This is a genomic window from Heliomarina sp., assembly GCF_052826185.1.
In genome coordinates this window covers 41454-58242 of the sequence record NZ_JBRBUI010000055.1, presented here as the reverse complement: position 1 = coordinate 58242, position 16789 = coordinate 41454, and the positions used below count along the sequence as shown (strand labels likewise).

Below are 16789 nucleotides of genomic sequence, written 5' to 3'. Positions count from 1 at the left end.
CTCGCCGTCTCTCACAGTTCTGCGATGGATTAACTGACACCTCGACGGCTTGGGGAGTGCGATTTTCGGCGCTGATTCTTGTCGGAGGCATGGATTCTGGAAGGATATGCCTCTGATCGCTGGCCGCAGCGTTGTGGCAAACTCCACGTGGCGTCGGCCCGGGTATCAAGCATCCGCGCCGTACCCGATATTCAGGGTTTGAACGTTTGCGCTACGACGCTGGCCCGTCGAATTGCTCCCACGCGTCAAGCGCTTGCGCGGCGTACATCAGTGAGGGCCCACCGCCCATGTAGATTGTGACGGCAAGCATTTCCTCGAATTCTTGGCGAGACGTTCCAAGCTTTATCAGGGCCTTGGTATGAAAGCCGATGCAGCCATCGCACCGCAAAGCAATAGCAATGCCCATCGCAATGAGTTCCTTGGTTTTCTCATCAAGTGCGTTGGCGGTGCATGCGCCCTTTGCCATCTCCGAAAACCCTTTCATGGTTTCGGGGATATCTTTGCGCAGGTTGGCAATTTGCTTTGAAATACCTTGTGTCAGTTCCGGATAGGATGAAGCGCTCAATGGTGGTCTCCTTGATGAAATGAGTCGGCCCGTCTCACCGGCCGAAATCATCCGATGCGACTGATGCTGTGATGAGTTTGCAGGAACTCCGCGCCAGATTTACTGACCCAGATCAAACGACCCGAGATACTTTCATGTGGAGCGATACTAAGGAACGGAATTCAGTTGGGGCCAGCCGAGCGAATGGCTGTACTAGACGGTCGCCTTATGAGAGCGCACAGCCATAGCGTTAGCGATGTTTATCGCGGCAGTGACTTCACCGCCGCCCAGCGACCGCATCTTTGCTCCCGCCCGTTTGACCAAGGAGCGAATTCTGACGTTCTCTGAATCAAAGAAGAAATCTGCTGTTTCAATACCTGAGTCAGCGGCCACGCTTAGGCCCGCATCGAACAACCGGCGCCCCAGACCGCGCCCCTGATAGGCGTCCTCGACCGAGAGACCGATTTCTGCGTGGTTTTCCTCTGTATGGAAGATTTCCAGCACAGCTCGCACCTGACCGTCGATTTCGATCCCGAGAACTGCCGCGGGCCGGGCATTTTGGGTCATGGCCTCAATGATCGGCTTGTTGACAGGCGACAGGAAACGCAAGCGCCGTGACCGATCGCTCAACCGCATGTAATGGCCTGCGAGAACTTCGCGCCAGCGCGAGAGGCCTCCTTCAATCAATCCGGGTTTTGGCAGCGCTTGGGCTAAGGTCGTGGACATTGGAGGCAACAGGTTTGATTGGTTTCCCGCTATATCGGTGCCCGACCGCGCAGACGTAACAGATTTAACTGCAAGGCCGGGTTGCACCGAGCGCAAGCGGTTAAAACTAAGGAAGTATTTTGCTGCGTGCCCTTAGGTCACTCCGTTGATGTGCGAGCAAGCACATCATCAAAACTCTCATTTTGCGCATGAGAGTGCCGGGCAGAGATTGGCTTTAGAACGGCGAATGGTTGATCCTCATTGAAACCGAAGCATCGCATGGGTGGACCCAAAAAAGATCAGCGCCAACAAGCTGAAAAAGCCCTAAGCCGTTTAGCTTAGGGTTGCGTCTTATGCCGCTGCTACAGATCGATATTTGGATGAGACCGCCGGCTAGAAATATTGGCTACCGTGCAACATCGTCACCCGGACCCTACGGCTCGCGTGACTTTCGGATTGCCGTTGTCTGGCATTCTCGAGTTTTCGCAGCGCAACCTCGAACTGCATGAGTGCACGGGCGCGGGTGTCATAGATTTTGCGGATGCGAGACCCGGGATTTCCCATCGCACCGGTGAATGCCCCCGCAGACACCGGAAACCAGCTCCTCATTTCCACAAGTGCATTCCGCCACTCTCGGTCAGCTTTGTCGTATCGTTCGAGTGTCAAGCGGACTGCGCGCCGGCGTGTCAAAAGCTCTGGTTGCATCTTGTCCTCCCGCGATGCTTGGCTTTGGCAGCTTTATAACATCTGCAGCGGTTATTTTCCATAAGGATGGTTAGCCGGGCACGATAGCGTACGATTTGGCTATTGGTTCCAATTCTCACAATTCTTGCCCCCGACCTTCAGGTCCACTCCCTGAAGCTGCGATGAACAATAAAATACTTGCTAAGGTTGAAATAAGATGTTGCGCTTGGCTACTGTTGAAGTAAGTGCGGATGTCAGATCATGGCGAGAACAATCCTTTTTCTTGTACTTGTAAGCGCGTCTTTTACCGCCTGTGCGTCGGGACCTCGTGAATACACGAAGACACCTTCTTACGCAGCCAAACCCCAGACAGGCACCAGGCTTGCGGAGGTTCAGCGCAAGCTGGGCGATCCGCGGGATGGGCGATCGGGCGTGAAACTGATCAGTAACGGAGAAGAAGCCTTTGCCGCGCGCATGTTGCTCGCCGCTGAGGCAGATGTGTCGCTGGATGCTCAGTACTATCTTTTGCACAATGACCCGACGGGACAGCTTTTCGCCTGGAGCTTGCTTGAGGCCGCCGACCGGGGCGTGCGTGTTCGGCTCCTGCTCGACGATATGGATACTTCCGGCTACGACGCCATGACAGCCGCGCTCGACGCGCATGAAAATATTGAGATCCGGCTCTTTAATCCGTTCTGGCGAGACCAGAACCTGCTCTTTGCCGGTATTACTGATTTCAACCGCATCAATCGGCGCATGCACAATAAGTCGATGACTGCGGATAACACCATTTCGATTGTTGGCGGCAGAAATATCGGTGCCGAATACTTCCTTGCGAAAGAAGAAATGAACTATGCGGATCTCGACATTCTGGTCGCCGGGCCGGTCGTCAATCAGGTCTCGGACAATTTCGACGCCTATTGGAACAGTGACTTTGCAGTGCCGACCAAAGTCGTCATCGGCGATCCGGTGGAGTTGGGGCTGAATGATGCACGGGAGCGGCTGAGAGCGCTGATCACCGAGGCGCGTCAGACACCATATGCCGATGCGGTGCGAAAGGCCGCAAAAGACAAGTTTACACTTCGCACGCTGAACCTCGATTGGGTCCCCGCGACCTTGTATTCCGATCCGCCCGAAAAAGCCGCAGGGGATGCGAAGACGCAGCCGATCCTCGCGTCCAAACTGGTACCCTATTTCGAGGCGGCCAAAGACTCGGTCAACATCGTGTCTGCCTACTTTGTCCCGCGCAGGAACGGTGTGGAATGGCTGAACGAGTTGGAAAACCGGGGTGTCGACGTCAGGGTCGTTACCAATTCGCTCGCATCAAACGACGTCGCGCCGGTTTATGCGCATTACGCCAAGAGAAGACGCGCCTTGCTTGAAGGTGGCGTGGAATTGCACGAGCTAAGACCGGATGCCGACCGGGTCGATCAACGCGGTGTGAACTGGGGCCAGTCCCGCTCGGGTCTCCACACGAAAGCATTTACCATCGACGATCGCTACCTCTTTGTGGGATCTTTCAACTGGGATCCACGATCCGTGAACATAAATACCGAAATGGGAGTCCTTGTCGATTCACCGATAGTTGCGCATCGGGCGGCCGACGTGCTGGATGACGTTTTGCAGGATCATACCTATGCGGTTCGACTGGATGAAACCGGGCAGATCACCTGGCAAACAATCAGAGAAGATGGTGCGAGACATATTTACAGCCAAGAGCCGACAGGCACCATTTGGCAACATATGAAGGCGGGACTCCTATCGGTGCTTCCCATCGGATCGCAGCTTTAGGCAAAGCATGTACTGCTCCGAACGCTTCTGAAGGCGCGTTCAAATTCTCGGCTGCACGAAATCTTGCGGTGAAGCTACCCGTCACGCTCGCTTCCAGCCAGTTCCTCAGCCGTTTCCGGTCCAGCATCGCCAGTTCGAAAGTTCGGAGCGCCTTTGGGCCGACCTCGACCAGAAGAGCCTGCGGTGAGCTCGGCCGGGGACGTTTCGCCCATAACGCGGATATGCATATCGGTCTGCGGGAATGGAATCGAGATGCCTTTTCGATCAAAAGCTTCTTTCACCGAGCGTGTGAGGTCCCAGTATACCGTCCAATAATCTGCCGCCCGGGTCCACGGGCGTACCACGAAGTTTACGGAACTATCGGCGAGTTCGTTGACGCGGATGACTGGAGCAGGATCGGCAAGAACTAGGGAATGTGCCGATACCGTCTCTTCAAGCGTTTTCTGCGCTTCTTCAATCGAGTCGTCGTATCCAATACCAAAGACGAGATCGACACGCCGCGTATCCGAGGCGGTGACATTCGTGATCACGTCCCCCCAGACCTTTGAATTCGGGATGACGATCACCTGATTGTCTGGGGTCACGATGGTCGTCGAAACGATCGAGACCGACTTCACGGTACCTCCGGTGCCCGCAACCGTGACATAGTCGCCTTCATCAAACGGGCGATTTATCATGATCATCAGGCCCGAAGCCAGGTTGCCGAGCGTATCCTGCATCGCAAAGGCGATAATAAAGGATGCACCACCGATCATCGCAAATAGCGGCGTTATATCGACGCCGAGCGCCGAGAGGACCACCATCAAACCGATGGCAATTGTCAGCCAGTAGACCATCATTGCAAGGAACGCCTGTAGCAGCTTTGAAAGGTCTGGGACGCGACGAAACAACCGATGCGCGTAGCCACGCACGATCCGGGCGGCGATAAAAAGTGCCAACAGCGATATCAGAATGACACCTACGCGCTTGGCCAGTTGAATGCCGCCATCTTCGGAACTGGTCCAGTTCAAAGCTTCTTGAGCAAGAGTGCGCCAGTCAGCGCGCTGTTTCTCCTCAACAATGATCGCACTGCGATAGGATCGCAGATCGGCAACCTCGGCCTCATCGCCGCCCTTTTTATCGAGCATATCGACAACTTCGGAATAATGGTCGAACACGTCTCCGCGCTCTTCTGTCAGGGCAATCAGCTCTTCACGGGCTGCACTGTCGTTTTCGTTTGTGGAAGTTTCCAGTTCGACCTGTTTTTCGACAACCGCTTGCGTTCGTTCGCGTGCGATCTGCTGCCAGACGATCGCGAGTTCGGATAGCTCTTCTTTTGTGAGTGGAATCAGGCGAATAGAAAACTCTTCAATATCCATTTCGGGATTATCGAGACCCGCTGGATAGGATGGGATGGCGTCCTCGGCCGGCGCTTCTTCTTCAGCCGTTGCCGTTTCGTCTGCCAAGCCGTCTGATGCCGTGCCCTGAGCGTAAAGAGAAGAGGTCTGTAGCGAAAAACAGAGAGGGATCAGCAGTATAAAGATATGGATAATTCGGCTCACGGAGGCCCCCTGAGACTGAAACGACTTGAAAACCTGAGATCATATCTCACAACGATATCGAATAGGTGGATGGGCCGCAACACGCATAGGTTGTACAAATAAAAGAGTGAGTGCGGTATTAGTTGCCGTTGTCTGCCAAAAACGACTGGCGCTTGGTGTTCCGCGCCTCAACGCAATTACCCGCGTGAGGAAAGCCGGTGGATTTAGGATCTAATTGATAACCCTGGCGAAATCCTACGCGGTCGACGCCCATCCGCGACCTACGAACGCCAATCAGGACGCCCAGTAATAGGCGAAGTAGCCCCTATCATGGCAAATGCCCAGTTGATCACGAAAACGCTTTTTTGCCTTTCTGACCAATTCCTTTTCGGCGGCGATCCATACGTATCGATCTTGTGAAGCGGGCAGATCGGCACTCTTGAGATGATCCCAGAGTTCGCTGCCTTTTTCGCGCAGGATCCACGTGATTTCCATCGCATCGGGGTGCGGGAGATCACAGATGTCCCGGGCGCTTTCGACCTCGAGCAGGACCTTGCCCTGGCGATCAGGCGCGGAACAGGTGAGAATTCGACGTATGGCCGGAAGGGCTGTTTCGTCACCGGCGATCAGCATGTCCTGCCCGGGAGGGAAATCACCGCTGCCGGGCCCCATGATACCGACGACCTCCCCGGGCCGGGCCGCTTGTGCCCAAGCTGTGGCCCTGCCTCCTTCGTGCTCAAACAGGTCGAAAGTGAACCGGTTTTCTTCTTGGTTCAGATTGACGAAAGTGTAGACCGCTCGGTGGAGCGCGTCTTTTCCCTTGGGCCAGACAGTTCTGCCATTCTCATCCAACCGGGGCCAGATCGGTGCATGTTCATCAGGCGGCAAGAGAAGCGAGAAATGCATCCCCCTGCCCTCGGCAAGACGACGCGTGTCGTCACAGCTCATTTCAATCCGCAGAAAGTTCGGAGCGACACGCCAGATTTTTTCAACTGTTGCCGTCGTGAAACTTGGCGGAGCGCTGCCATGGGAGATATCACCCTCCCAGACCGACCCAGCGGTAATTCCGGGGGCCACGTGATCAAGGATGTAAAGCACATATTCACGGATATTGTGCAGGTTGACCGCATCAGCAGCATCAATACGCACCTGCAACGCTTTCTGCGCGCGCTCAAAGGTGACCCTTGCATGAGGAAGTGTGACGACCAAGCAGCGTTCAGTTTCCTGCACCCGAAGATCGACCTCTCGAACTTGGTTCGCGATGTGAGCCAGTAGATCCCCAGCTATCTCGCCGCTATACTTGGCTGTGGCCTTTGCTGCAAAGGTCATTAAGCAATTCCCTTTTCGTCAGACATCATCCGGTGGCGTCCAAGCGGCAACATCATCGGTTTTCCAGAGGTCGGATCCATCATGACGACATTGCTCAGGCCGAAAACGTCTTCGACAAGGCTTTCGGTGAGAACCTTGTCGGGCGGCCCGGATGCGTGAATTTGTCCCTCTCGCATCGCGACCAGAAAATCCGAGTAGCGGGCCGCAAGGTTCAAATCGTGCAGGACCATCACGATGGTGGTCCCACGGTTCCGGTTCAGATCGATCAGCAGGTCGAGGACTTCGATCTGGTGGGAGATATCGAGAAACGTCGTCGGTTCATCTAGCAAGAGAACATCCGTTTCCTGAGCCAGCGCCATCGCGATCCAGACGCGCTGGCGCTGACCACCAGACAGTTCATCGACAGCCTGGTCGGCCAAATCGGTGGTGCCTGTCGCTTCCAATGCTTTTGCAACGGCGAGATCATCCGACTTCTTCCAGCGGGAAAACATTCCCTGATGAGGGTGACGACCGTGGCTGACCAGATCGGCGACCGTGATACCGTCTGGCGCAAGAGGCGATTGCGGAAGCAAGCCAAGCTTTCGCGCCAGTTCTTTTGTCTGGATTTGGTGGATAGAGCGGCCATCCAACTGCACGTTCCCATGTTCCGGTTGCAGCAATCGGGCCAGACAGCGCAACAGCGTGGACTTGCCGCAAGCGTTCGCGCCGACGATCGCGGTGACTTGACCGGGCGGCACGCTTAAGTCGAGCCCCCGTAGAATGGTACGGTGATCGTACCCGGCTGTAAGTTGTTCAGCCACAAGGTTCGATCTGGTCATTTACCCTCTCCGGATTTGTTAGATCGGGCGATCAAGTAGATAAGGTAAGGCGCGCCCAATGCGCCGGTCACGACCCCGACCGGATAACGTCCCGGGAGCAAATGCTGGCCGACATAGTCTCCGATCAAAACAAGCAATGCGCCGATCAGAGCGGCCGCAACGAACGGCGACTTACCGGAACCGATAATCCGGAGTGCAATCGGCCCGGAAAGGAATGCAACGAATGCGATCGGACCCGATACTGCCGTCGCGACAGCAATAAGGCCAACGGCGGAAAGAATAACTATCGCCCTATCCCGTGCGACGGGCACACCAAGTGCGATAGCGCTGTCGTCGCCCAAGCGCATGGCTTCGATGGCACGTTGCCGTGTCAACAACAGGCTACCGAATACGGTCAGTGATGCAAGCACCGGGAAAGCCTGACCCAATGTCGCGCCATTCACGCTGCCGGTCAGCCAGCGCAACGCGTCCTGTAGCGACCAACTTGGCGCGCGGGACAGAACATAGGCGATAAAGCTTTCAAGCATGGCCGACAGTCCGATCCCGACGAGGATCAATCTTGTGCCCGTGACGCCGTCACGCCAGGCCAACATATAGATCAACAGGGCTACGCCCAACCCAGCAAGAACCGCGACCACTGAAACCGCCACACCGCTCCAGCCAAGCATGACGATGGCGAAGACTGCCGCAGCGCTTGCCCCTGTGCTGATGCCGATGATGTCCGGGCTGGCCAAGGGGTTGCGGAGCATGGTCTGGACCACCACCCCGCCGAGGCCAAAGCTCATCCCTGCCAGGATTGACACGAGCGCTCGCGGCAGCCGCAAGGTGCCGACTGTGAAACTTGCTCCGGGCACGTCGCTTCCCGCCAAAACGCGCAGCACATCAATTGGCGGCGTGAGCGACTGTCCTAGGCAGAGTGTCACGGCGAACCCAGCCAACACGGCGCCACAGATGGTTGTGACGACCCGACTGCGTGACCTGGCGCGTTGCTGACGCATCTGCGCGAGTTGATCCGCAAGTGCGGTCTGAGATGCCGTGCTCATAGCTCTCTCACCCGGCGCTGACGGACAATCCAGATAAATACCGGAGCCCCGATGAATGCCGTTACTATCCCCACGTCCAATTCAGACGGACGGGCGATGATCCTGCCTACGACATCCGCGCAGATAAGGAGAATTGCGCCAGTCAGCGCAGAAAACGGCAATAGCCAGCGGTGATCCACCCCTACGAGCACGCGGCAGCCATGCGGCACGACGAGGCCGACAAAACCTATCGGGCCACAGACAGCGGTGGTCGCGCCGCAAAGCAGTATTGCGCCAAGTGCGGCTGCTGCGCGCGCCCATGCGATCCGCGCGCCCAAGCCTGCCGCAGCTTCATCCCCGAGGGCAAGAAGATTGAGGCTTCGCGCTGACAGCAGACTGAGAGTGACACCAGCAATCAGGAACGGGAGACATGGCAGGATAGCCTCGAAAGTGGCACCGCCCACACCGCCGACCTGCCACAAGCGAATTCCGCCGGCGATATCGTTTCTTGGAAGGATAATTGCAATTGTAAATGAGACGGCAGCAATGCTTGTCGCGGCGCCTGCCAAAGCCATTTTTAATGGTGTGGCGCCGCCACGCCCGATCGATCCGATAGTATAGACGAAGCATGCCGCGACACCGGCTCCAGATATTGCCGTCCATATATAGGCATCAAGCGTTTCCATACCGAACCACGCGATGCCGATGGCGACTGCCATTGCCGCCCCTGCATTCACACCGAGGATGCCGGGGTCGGCAAGCGGATTACGGGTGATACCCTGCATGACGGCACCGGCAAGCCCGAGCGCGGCTCCGGCCAGAACCGCCAGTACAGTGCGCGGAACGCGGACGGCCACAACGGCTTGCGCCATCGTTTCTGTATTCCCCGTCACACCTGCCCAAATTTCCGCCCAAACGACGTCGCGTGTTCCCAAGCTCACTGACAATCCACTCGCGCATACGAGCGCAAGCAGGACGACGACCAACAATTGACGTCTGGAATGCCGCAACGCGCGGACAACAAATTCTGGCGACAAACTAGCGTTCATTCCACTTTGCGCGCCGCCTCGGCCAGCAGGGAAACGTATTCTTCAAGAACCCAAGGCAGGGACAAGGGCGTGGGATTTGCAGCCGTTCCGACCGGATCGTCACCCAAGAGGACAATCGCGCCATCATCAATGGCCTTCATTCGCGATGTCAGGGGATTTGCCGTGACAGTGTCGACAAGCGCCTCGCCACCGTAGGTGATCAAGATATCGACATCAGACAGGTCATCAATCTTCTCGGCGCTCAACTCTCCAGAGTATTTTCCAGGTTCCGCTGCATCGATCACGCTTTTCGGAGATTTCAGGCCAAGATCATCAAGGAATTGAACCCGTGTATCTTCGGCAGAGTAAAAGCGGATTACGCTGAGATCACGGACATCAAGATGGGTGATGAACATCGCGCTTTTGCCCGAGATTTCAGGATATCCAGAAATCACTTGTGTGATTTCTTTCTCGATCTCATCAATCAGATCCTCGCCTTCTTCGGACATTCCAAGCCCTGCGGCATTCAGGCGGATCATCTCGCGCCAGTCCGTGGCCCACGGACCTTTCCGATAGGCAATGACCGGGGCGATCATGCTCAAAGTGTTATATTCCGACCGGGACAGTCCGGAGTATGCAGCCAGAATAATATCGGGGCGACTGGCCGCGACGGCCTCGAAATCTATGCCGTCGCCTTCGTCAAAAAGAACCGGAGTATCCGCGCCTAATTCACTCAGCTTTTCGGATACCCAAGGCAAAACGCCATCGCCGTCTGCATCTCCGAAATTCGCCCGTGCAAAGCCGACCGGCACGATGCCCAAGGCAATCGGTACTTCGTGGTTGGCCCAAGCCACCGTTGCGACGCGTTCCGGCTTCGACTCGATCACTGTCGTACCAAAGGCATGATCAACCGACACCGGGAACTCTTGGGCGAAAGTGCTTGTGGAAATCCCGGCTGCAGAGACGAGAGAGACAAGGACGGCACCAGCTTTCAACAGTTTTTTCATGGGCGGTTCGACGCCTCCGCATTCGATTCGATATAGGCAAGTATTTTTGTCGGCTTTTCACTATGACCGAGTTCCGTCAAGGCAAACGCCTTGTAAGGGCGCCCATTATTAGATGAAAAATGTCATGTTTCCAAAGTTTCCGACAAAAACAGTCAGATTGTACAATACACTTTCACTTCCCGATGCCCTATGAGCGTCCCCGGCGGGAAGCGACCAAGCCAAAGGTGATAAGGAAGTTTTCGTGCCACCGCAGTCAGTGATCCAACCGCTCGGATCATGGCGAACAGCAAGCTGCCGCTTTGGCCGGACAGCAAGCCAACATCAAAGATAACTCAAACCGTGGAACCGCATCATGGGGTCACCGACCAAAACTTTCCGTCCTTCACTGTCGCGACCTGCGCGGCGATCGGCTTTCCTGCTTCTGGGTTGCACAGCACTTGTCACCCTGCCGCTTAGCGCTTTCGCCCAGGATGATCTGAACCCCAGCGGTGCCTACCGGTTGTCTCCGATCATCGTGGACATGGGCGTTGAAGCCGATGACGATGCTGAATCGATCGTGGCCTCAGAACTCTGGACAGGGGGCAAGGTTGCAACGAGCGTCCTTGATACGCCGGCCTCGGTGTCGGTCATCACCCAAAAGGAAATCAGCCAGCGAAACGCGGACAAGGTCGAAGATGTTCTAGAATACACGCCGGGCGTGGTAACTGACTATTATGGGACAGATGACCGCAACGACTATTACCTCGTACGCGGCTTTCAGGCGTCGACCTACCGTGACGGGCTGACACTTGGCAGCATGCGCGGCGTTCGCGAGGAACCTTATGCTTTTGAACGGCTTGAAGTGATCAAAGGTGGCAACTCTACACTTTTTGGTACATCCGACCCGGGCGGCACAATCAACTTCGTCACCAAATCGCCCAAGTTCTACCGGTTTGGTGAAGTCTACACGAGTTACGGCACGAACAATCACGCGGAAATTGGGTTTGATTTCGGAGATGTTCTGAACGAGGAAGAAACGCTTGCTTACCGCGTAGTCGGCAAAGTCCAGCATGCGGACTTGGAATACGCGACATCGGAGGACGATGAGCAGTTTTTTCTTGGTGCGATCACCTGGGCACCGACAAACTATACCAAGCTGACATTCACGGTAGATTACCTTAAACGCGAGGGTACGCCAAACAGCGGCGGCTACCCGCTGGACAAGCGTTATGACCGGAGCCTTTTCTTCGGTGAGCCCGATTTCAATTATCATGATGTTGACCGGCTGACGATTTCAACCGCCTTCCAGCACGAATTCGAAAACGGGCTGAGCCTGCGGGCCAATCTTCGTTACAGCGATCTGGAAGACGATTTTGGTTATGTGTACTTGTCAGATAATGCCGCGCGGGTCGGATCATTGGTCGATCGCTACTATTTTGGTACCGACAGCACCTCTGAAGAGCTCATCGGGAACGTCATTCTCCAGTACGATACGAGCTTTGGCAGCATCGACAGCAGCACACTGGCAGGGCTCGAATACCGGGACGCTTCAAACACAAGTTCGGCGTTTTATGGGCTCTACACGCAGATCGATCTGAACAATCCCGTCTACACTGGTGCCCCGACCGGGTATGCCCCCTATAGTGTCCAGGCCAACGATTTCACGACTAAATCGGTCTTTATACAGCAAAACCTGTCCTTCTCGGACACTGTTATTGCAACCTTCGGTGCGCGTCATGACTGGCTTGACATCACCAACACGGACAATCTCGCGGCTGCTACCACGCAGGCTGATTTTTCCGAGTCCTCATATCGGGGCGCTTTGACCTACAAGATCAACAATCAGGTTTCGGCCTACCTCAGCTACGTGGAATCCGTCGCTCCGCCATCGATTGGAACTCAGCCGGAACGTGGTGAACAATACGAAATCGGCGTCAAGTATCAGCCTGAGAACATAAACGCGCTCTTCACGGCCTCTGTTTACGATCTGACCAAGAACAACGTCGTTGTTCCCGTCGTTCTTCCCAGCGGCGTTATTGAGCGGCAGACCATCGGAGAATCCCGCGTACGGGGCTTTGAACTCGAAGGCAAAGCCGAAATCTCGGCAGATCTGAGCCTGATCGGTGGCTACAGCTACCAGAAATCCGAATTCGTGCGTGGCGATGTTCGGGGGGTAACCGTTGACGGAAACGAATTCTCGGCTGTTCCCAACCACCTAGCGTCGCTCTGGCTGAATTATGATCTGCCCGGAAATGACATGAGCGTTGGTTTAGGCGCACGATACGTCGGATCCTACTACTACAATGTTTACAACAACAACGGCGAGAGCCCGTCGCAGACCTACATCGACGCATCGTTTTCCTATGCCTTCACGCCGAATACAGAGCTGACAGTGAATGTTAGTAACCTGCTCGACAAGCAGTATGTCGTGGGCCGTGGAACTGCGGACTATTACAATAACGGCAGAACCATCACTGCCGCGCTGCGACATACATGGTAATGCCAACTCGTCCCCGTCCGTCCTTCATCGGGCGGATGGGGAGGTTTTACTTTGCGTGGAAGGTAAATTTAGGACGGCTTCAACGCGTCCGATGACTGCGACGCCATGCAGCCGGTGTCTCTCCTACGAGTTGCCGAAACGATTTGGTCAGATGGGCCTGATCCGAGAAACCAAGTCGGTCCGCTATGTCCGCGACAGTCAGTTCTGAATTAGAAAGTAGTCCCCTCGCCTCTTCAACGCGCCGGTTCAACTGCCATTGATGTGGCGTCACCCCGGTCGTGTTCTTAAAGACCTGTGAAAACCAACTTTCAGAAAGGCTAACGGCCTCTGCCATCTGCGCAATGGTCAGCCGTTTTCCTCCGCCATCTTCAAACCGCGCCACCACCTTTCGCATTTGCGAGGCTGTAAGACGGGCATTGACCGGATCTTGGTCAACAGCATCGATATCAACAACGCCCGCCAACAAACTCGCCGCCATACTTTCCGCGTAAATCGTATTTCGCTTTGGCATGCGCAATTCATCCGCAAGCAAGAGCGCGATACCCTGAAGATCAGAAATGTCGTCGCATTCAGCCGGACGCTCCAAGAACGTGACCGCAGAGGAGCGCGGCAAGCTCGCCGAAAGAAATTGGACCGCCCAAGCGAAGTCGAAATGGATATCGAGATGTGAGAATGTGACCGCTTCAGTAAAGGACGTCCGCAACTGCATCCCCGCCGGAACGTAAATCGCGCGCGCCAAGGGACGGCTTTCTTTGTTGCCGAGAACCTTGATGGAACTCACATCAGAGAAGAAAACACTCAGGCGAGGATTGGCCGAGACGTAAAACCCCTGCCCTTCAACTTCTCCGGTTGCTTCCCAGTAGGCCGCAAGCACGTTTTCGAACTGTCGCCATAAGACAGGCGCCGTGCATTGGACCTTTTCAGTAAGACCGGTGAAATCGTGACTATAGCCCAAGAGGCGTTGGCTCCGCAAAATATCGTGGAATTGGCTATCCGAACCAATTCAAGACGAAAGAGGCATTTGGCAGGGATTGGCTCTTGCAGCACACTATGGCCAACCTTGCGTCCGATAACAAGATTAGCCACCTGATAACAACCGTTGCCCGCGTTGCCCGCGTTGCCCGCGTTGCCCGCGTTGCCCGCGTTGCCGCGATCAGGACGGCAAAAATCAGTCGATCAAACTGTTGATTTCGGCCTGATGCTTACCTGCACCGATTGGATACGCGATTCCATTCTTCCTGACGTTTGGTTTTCCATACTTCGAATTTGCGCATGTTCTCATGCGTTGTGCAGGAATGGAGAAGGATCACAGGCGCTCCAACAAAGACTTCTTCCAGAAAAAAGTTTTTGAAGTCTTCCATATTTGCACAGCCTTGGGAAATTTCGTCTATTAGATGGGCCAGGATGACCATCACGCCATCCTGATCGCCGACCATAACATCAGCCGGGAAAACAGGCGCGACACCGCGGGCTATGGGCACATTTATCGCGAGTGCCTCGTGAAACGTGAGATTTGTCGGGGCAGAGGGGCTGGCGCAGTATGATGGTATTAAGAGCGGCAATCCCACCGACGTCGCGAAACCCTCCGTCGGAAACGACACCGGTGCATCCGCTCACCGCCAGTTGCGCCATTAGGATCGACCCGGCCGTGGCCGCAAGCGCGTCTTACCGCGCATCGATCACCAGTATCTGGTTGGGAGGACAGGTTTCCACCGCAAGACGTTGCGGATGGTCTGCGTCGCGGGAAACGTCGAGACCACTACGTTTCTCACGTACCGAAATATACCGCAGCGTAAACGCCTGCCCGACCATATCCACTCTTTTGGCGCTGTAATCGATACGCGTTGGATGAATTGGTTTTGCAGACTGCGCTTGCAGAACTGCGTTGCAATCGAGGCCATAGAGGCGCGCAACAGACGGTGACGGGTGTCTTCGGACAGAACTTATGCGTGGCTCATGGCTGCTCTATCAAGGGATGTCGGGTTCGCCGACCGTGCGCCCGAACCCCGTTTCGAGAAAATCAAAGTTGCAGGCTTTGTCCGCCTGCGTAGCAGGTCGCGAAAAGATGTAGCAGTACCCTCGCTAAAAGCGACCGATCAGCGGCTTCCACGCTTTTTTAACGACGCAGCGCAAGAAGCATTGCACAGGCTGGAACAAGATGGGCTGATCGCGACTTTCCGACAGTCACGCACATCGATACGGAACAACCGCGGCGCGAACATTTTCTCCGAACGGCCATCGAATGCAAGTTTGCCAGCCATAGCGACGTTTAACCTGGCGTTTAGTGGCGACTGGGCAATTACAGATCTGCGAATTTCTCGGCTCGCCGCGAAGAAATGTTCTTTCGTTGAAGGCCTAAGTGCTCTCCAAAGCATTCACCTCGACCCGTTATTTCAACGACCAGCTGGGGCTTGGTACTTACCAGAATTGCTCCGGAGCCAATGGCTTCCGGCTTCGGTTAAGCCGATCTTGGAGGCGGAGACGCGCATGGCCTGCGGCGACAAATGCGCGACAATCTTCCAGTCCCTGACCAAGCCAAGTTCGGCTCTCGCGCGTCAAGACCCGCCGGGCAAGCTCTTGCTCATCGGACTGTAGCAAGAGTTGCGCGCTGCGCAGGACCAGGGGCAACTGTTCTGCAAGCTGTTCTTCCATCAGACGCCAGTGATCCCAAACCTCTTTCAGCAGATCTTCATCCTGAAATGCCAGATGCATAAGGCGTTTGTACTGGTAGACGGCACTGTCCGAGACCTCGACGCCCTGAGGGACATGGCTGACCGTATCAGGAGCGGTGGCCTCTTTCCGACGGTCGAGAAAACGATGCGCCTCGCCCGTGGTCAGGTAACGGTGCAGCGCGAATTCATCCGGCACCTCGGTTTGACCGAGGAAGACGGGTACCAGCGGCGCGGTCACCGGGCCGACGGGTGCGTGCCACATCACGCGCAGGTCTGGATGCGAGGGGTGCACCAGCGGAACCACCTGACCATAGCCTGCGGTATCGCCGGTCAGACGCTCGGTCTGGATGGCCCAGCAGACGTCTGCAAAAGTAATCGGCGCTGAGTCGGCGCGCTTGCGCATTTCTGCTTCAACCCATGCCATCCCCTTCCAAGGGCCTTTGCCGTCACCATAAATAGAATTGACGTCAAAAGGTTGATCTGAAGCCGGGTCGTACCAGCCAAGATCGACCGCGGTCTGTATAAAATGGTCTGGGTAAAGGAATTTTTCGTCAGGTTCGGTGGGGACGACACCGACGTATCCAGGACGGGAAGCGCGAATGTCATCAGCCCCCAGACGCTCAGCCACCCAGAGGCCTTTGCCTCCCGAGAACTGGATTACCACCCACGCTTCATCCGGATCGGCGATGATGTGAGAGTTACCGCCGTAACAGGAGTAGCCATGCTCCGCGATAAGCCGAGCCATGATGTCGACGCCCTCGCGTGCCGTATGCGCGCGCTCCAGCACAATTCTGGCAAGGTCAGAATAATTGGGCCCCGTCTGATCTTTTGGTGTCATGTCGATGAGAGCCTGACAGGAGGTCGACCAGATGTCGCGCACCGCCACCCCATATTCATTCAGACCGCCATTCGTGATCGGCGCGGGTACACCAAGGTAATAGCTATAGCTGACCCGCATGTGTCTAGCGGTCACATCTGCCTGCGGAATTTCGGTCCGATGTCCAGGCATATCGCTGTCAGGGCCAACCCCCACAGTGATGGTAGAATCCGAACCGTGCTCGGCCCGGTCAATGATTTCGAGCCAATGGCTCGAGGGCTCGTCGCCATATCCGGCAAGCCAAGCATGTCCGTCCGCCGTCAAGTTGCGGCCGATGTAGATCCCGTAGCTCATAGGGTCCTCGTTGTTGTCT

Annotated in this window: 13 protein-coding genes; 2 read left to right on the top strand and 11 right to left on the bottom strand. The window is 55.7% G+C overall.

All coding sequences use genetic code 11. The features are described 5' to 3' along the window. Positions 1-211: 211 nt before the first annotated feature. A complete protein-coding gene (locus ACU0FH_RS23175; RefSeq protein WP_446197064.1) occupies positions 212-565 on the bottom strand; it encodes a carboxymuconolactone decarboxylase family protein in 354 nt (117 codons plus the stop codon). Positions 566-757: 192 nt separating this feature from the next. Beyond that, positions 758-1153, bottom strand: a complete 396-nt coding sequence (locus ACU0FH_RS23170; protein WP_446197063.1) for a GNAT family N-acetyltransferase — start codon at positions 1151-1153, stop codon at positions 758-760. Positions 1154-2365: 1212 nt separating this feature from the next. Between ACU0FH_RS23170 and ACU0FH_RS23165 the strand changes: the two genes are divergently transcribed. Further along, complete coding sequence (locus tag ACU0FH_RS23165; protein WP_446197062.1) at positions 2366-3724, top strand: phospholipase D family protein; 1359 nt, start codon at positions 2366-2368, stop codon at positions 3722-3724. Positions 3725-3798: 74 nt separating this feature from the next. Here ACU0FH_RS23165 and ACU0FH_RS23160 read toward each other — a convergent pair whose 3' ends face one another. The 6 genes from ACU0FH_RS23160 to ACU0FH_RS23135 all read right to left on the bottom strand — a co-directional run bounded on the left by ACU0FH_RS23160 (position 3799) and on the right by ACU0FH_RS23135 (position 10448). Next, entirely contained in the window at positions 3799-5265 is a 1467-nt protein-coding gene (locus ACU0FH_RS23160) for a mechanosensitive ion channel family protein (protein WP_446197061.1), read from the bottom strand. A gap of 273 nt (positions 5266-5538) precedes the next feature. Beyond that, a complete protein-coding gene (locus tag ACU0FH_RS23155; RefSeq protein ID WP_446197060.1) occupies positions 5539-6573 on the bottom strand; it encodes a siderophore-interacting protein in 1035 nt (344 codons plus the stop codon). Beyond that, on the bottom strand, positions 6573-7391 hold the full coding sequence (locus tag ACU0FH_RS23150; protein WP_446197059.1) for an ABC transporter ATP-binding protein: 819 nt from the start codon (positions 7389-7391) through the stop codon (positions 6573-6575). Before ACU0FH_RS23150 ends, ACU0FH_RS23155 begins: the two co-directional genes overlap by 1 nt. Beyond that, entirely contained in the window at positions 7388-8434 is a 1047-nt protein-coding gene (locus tag ACU0FH_RS23145; RefSeq protein ID WP_446197058.1) for a FecCD family ABC transporter permease, read from the bottom strand. Before ACU0FH_RS23145 ends, ACU0FH_RS23150 begins: the two co-directional genes overlap by 4 nt. After that, a complete protein-coding gene (locus tag ACU0FH_RS23140) occupies positions 8431-9462 on the bottom strand; it encodes a FecCD family ABC transporter permease (RefSeq protein ID WP_446197057.1) in 1032 nt (343 codons plus the stop codon). Before ACU0FH_RS23140 ends, ACU0FH_RS23145 begins: the two co-directional genes overlap by 4 nt. Continuing rightward, positions 9459-10448 (bottom strand): iron-siderophore ABC transporter substrate-binding protein, encoded by a 990-nt coding sequence (locus tag ACU0FH_RS23135; protein ID WP_446197056.1) that lies wholly within the window; start codon positions 10446-10448, stop codon positions 9459-9461. The genes ACU0FH_RS23140 and ACU0FH_RS23135 overlap by 4 nt, the downstream gene beginning before the upstream one ends. A gap of 352 nt (positions 10449-10800) precedes the next feature. Between ACU0FH_RS23135 and ACU0FH_RS23130 the strand changes: the two genes are divergently transcribed. Continuing rightward, positions 10801-12927, top strand: a complete 2127-nt coding sequence (locus ACU0FH_RS23130; RefSeq protein ID WP_446197055.1) for a TonB-dependent siderophore receptor — start codon at positions 10801-10803, stop codon at positions 12925-12927. Positions 12928-13006: 79 nt separating this feature from the next. Here the strand turns inward: ACU0FH_RS23130 and ACU0FH_RS23125 are convergent, their stop codons facing one another. The 3 genes from ACU0FH_RS23125 to ACU0FH_RS23115 form a co-directional block, all read right to left on the bottom strand. Then, a complete protein-coding gene (locus ACU0FH_RS23125; RefSeq protein WP_446197054.1) occupies positions 13007-13882 on the bottom strand; it encodes a helix-turn-helix domain-containing protein in 876 nt (291 codons plus the stop codon). 485 nt (positions 13883-14367) lie between these two features. Beyond that, positions 14368-14559 (bottom strand): hypothetical protein, encoded by a 192-nt coding sequence (locus tag ACU0FH_RS23120; protein ID WP_446197053.1) that lies wholly within the window; start codon positions 14557-14559, stop codon positions 14368-14370. Between the two features lie 786 nt (positions 14560-15345). Continuing rightward, complete coding sequence (locus ACU0FH_RS23115) at positions 15346-16770, bottom strand: C69 family dipeptidase (RefSeq protein ID WP_446197052.1); 1425 nt, start codon at positions 16768-16770, stop codon at positions 15346-15348. Positions 16771-16789 lie beyond the last annotated feature (19 nt).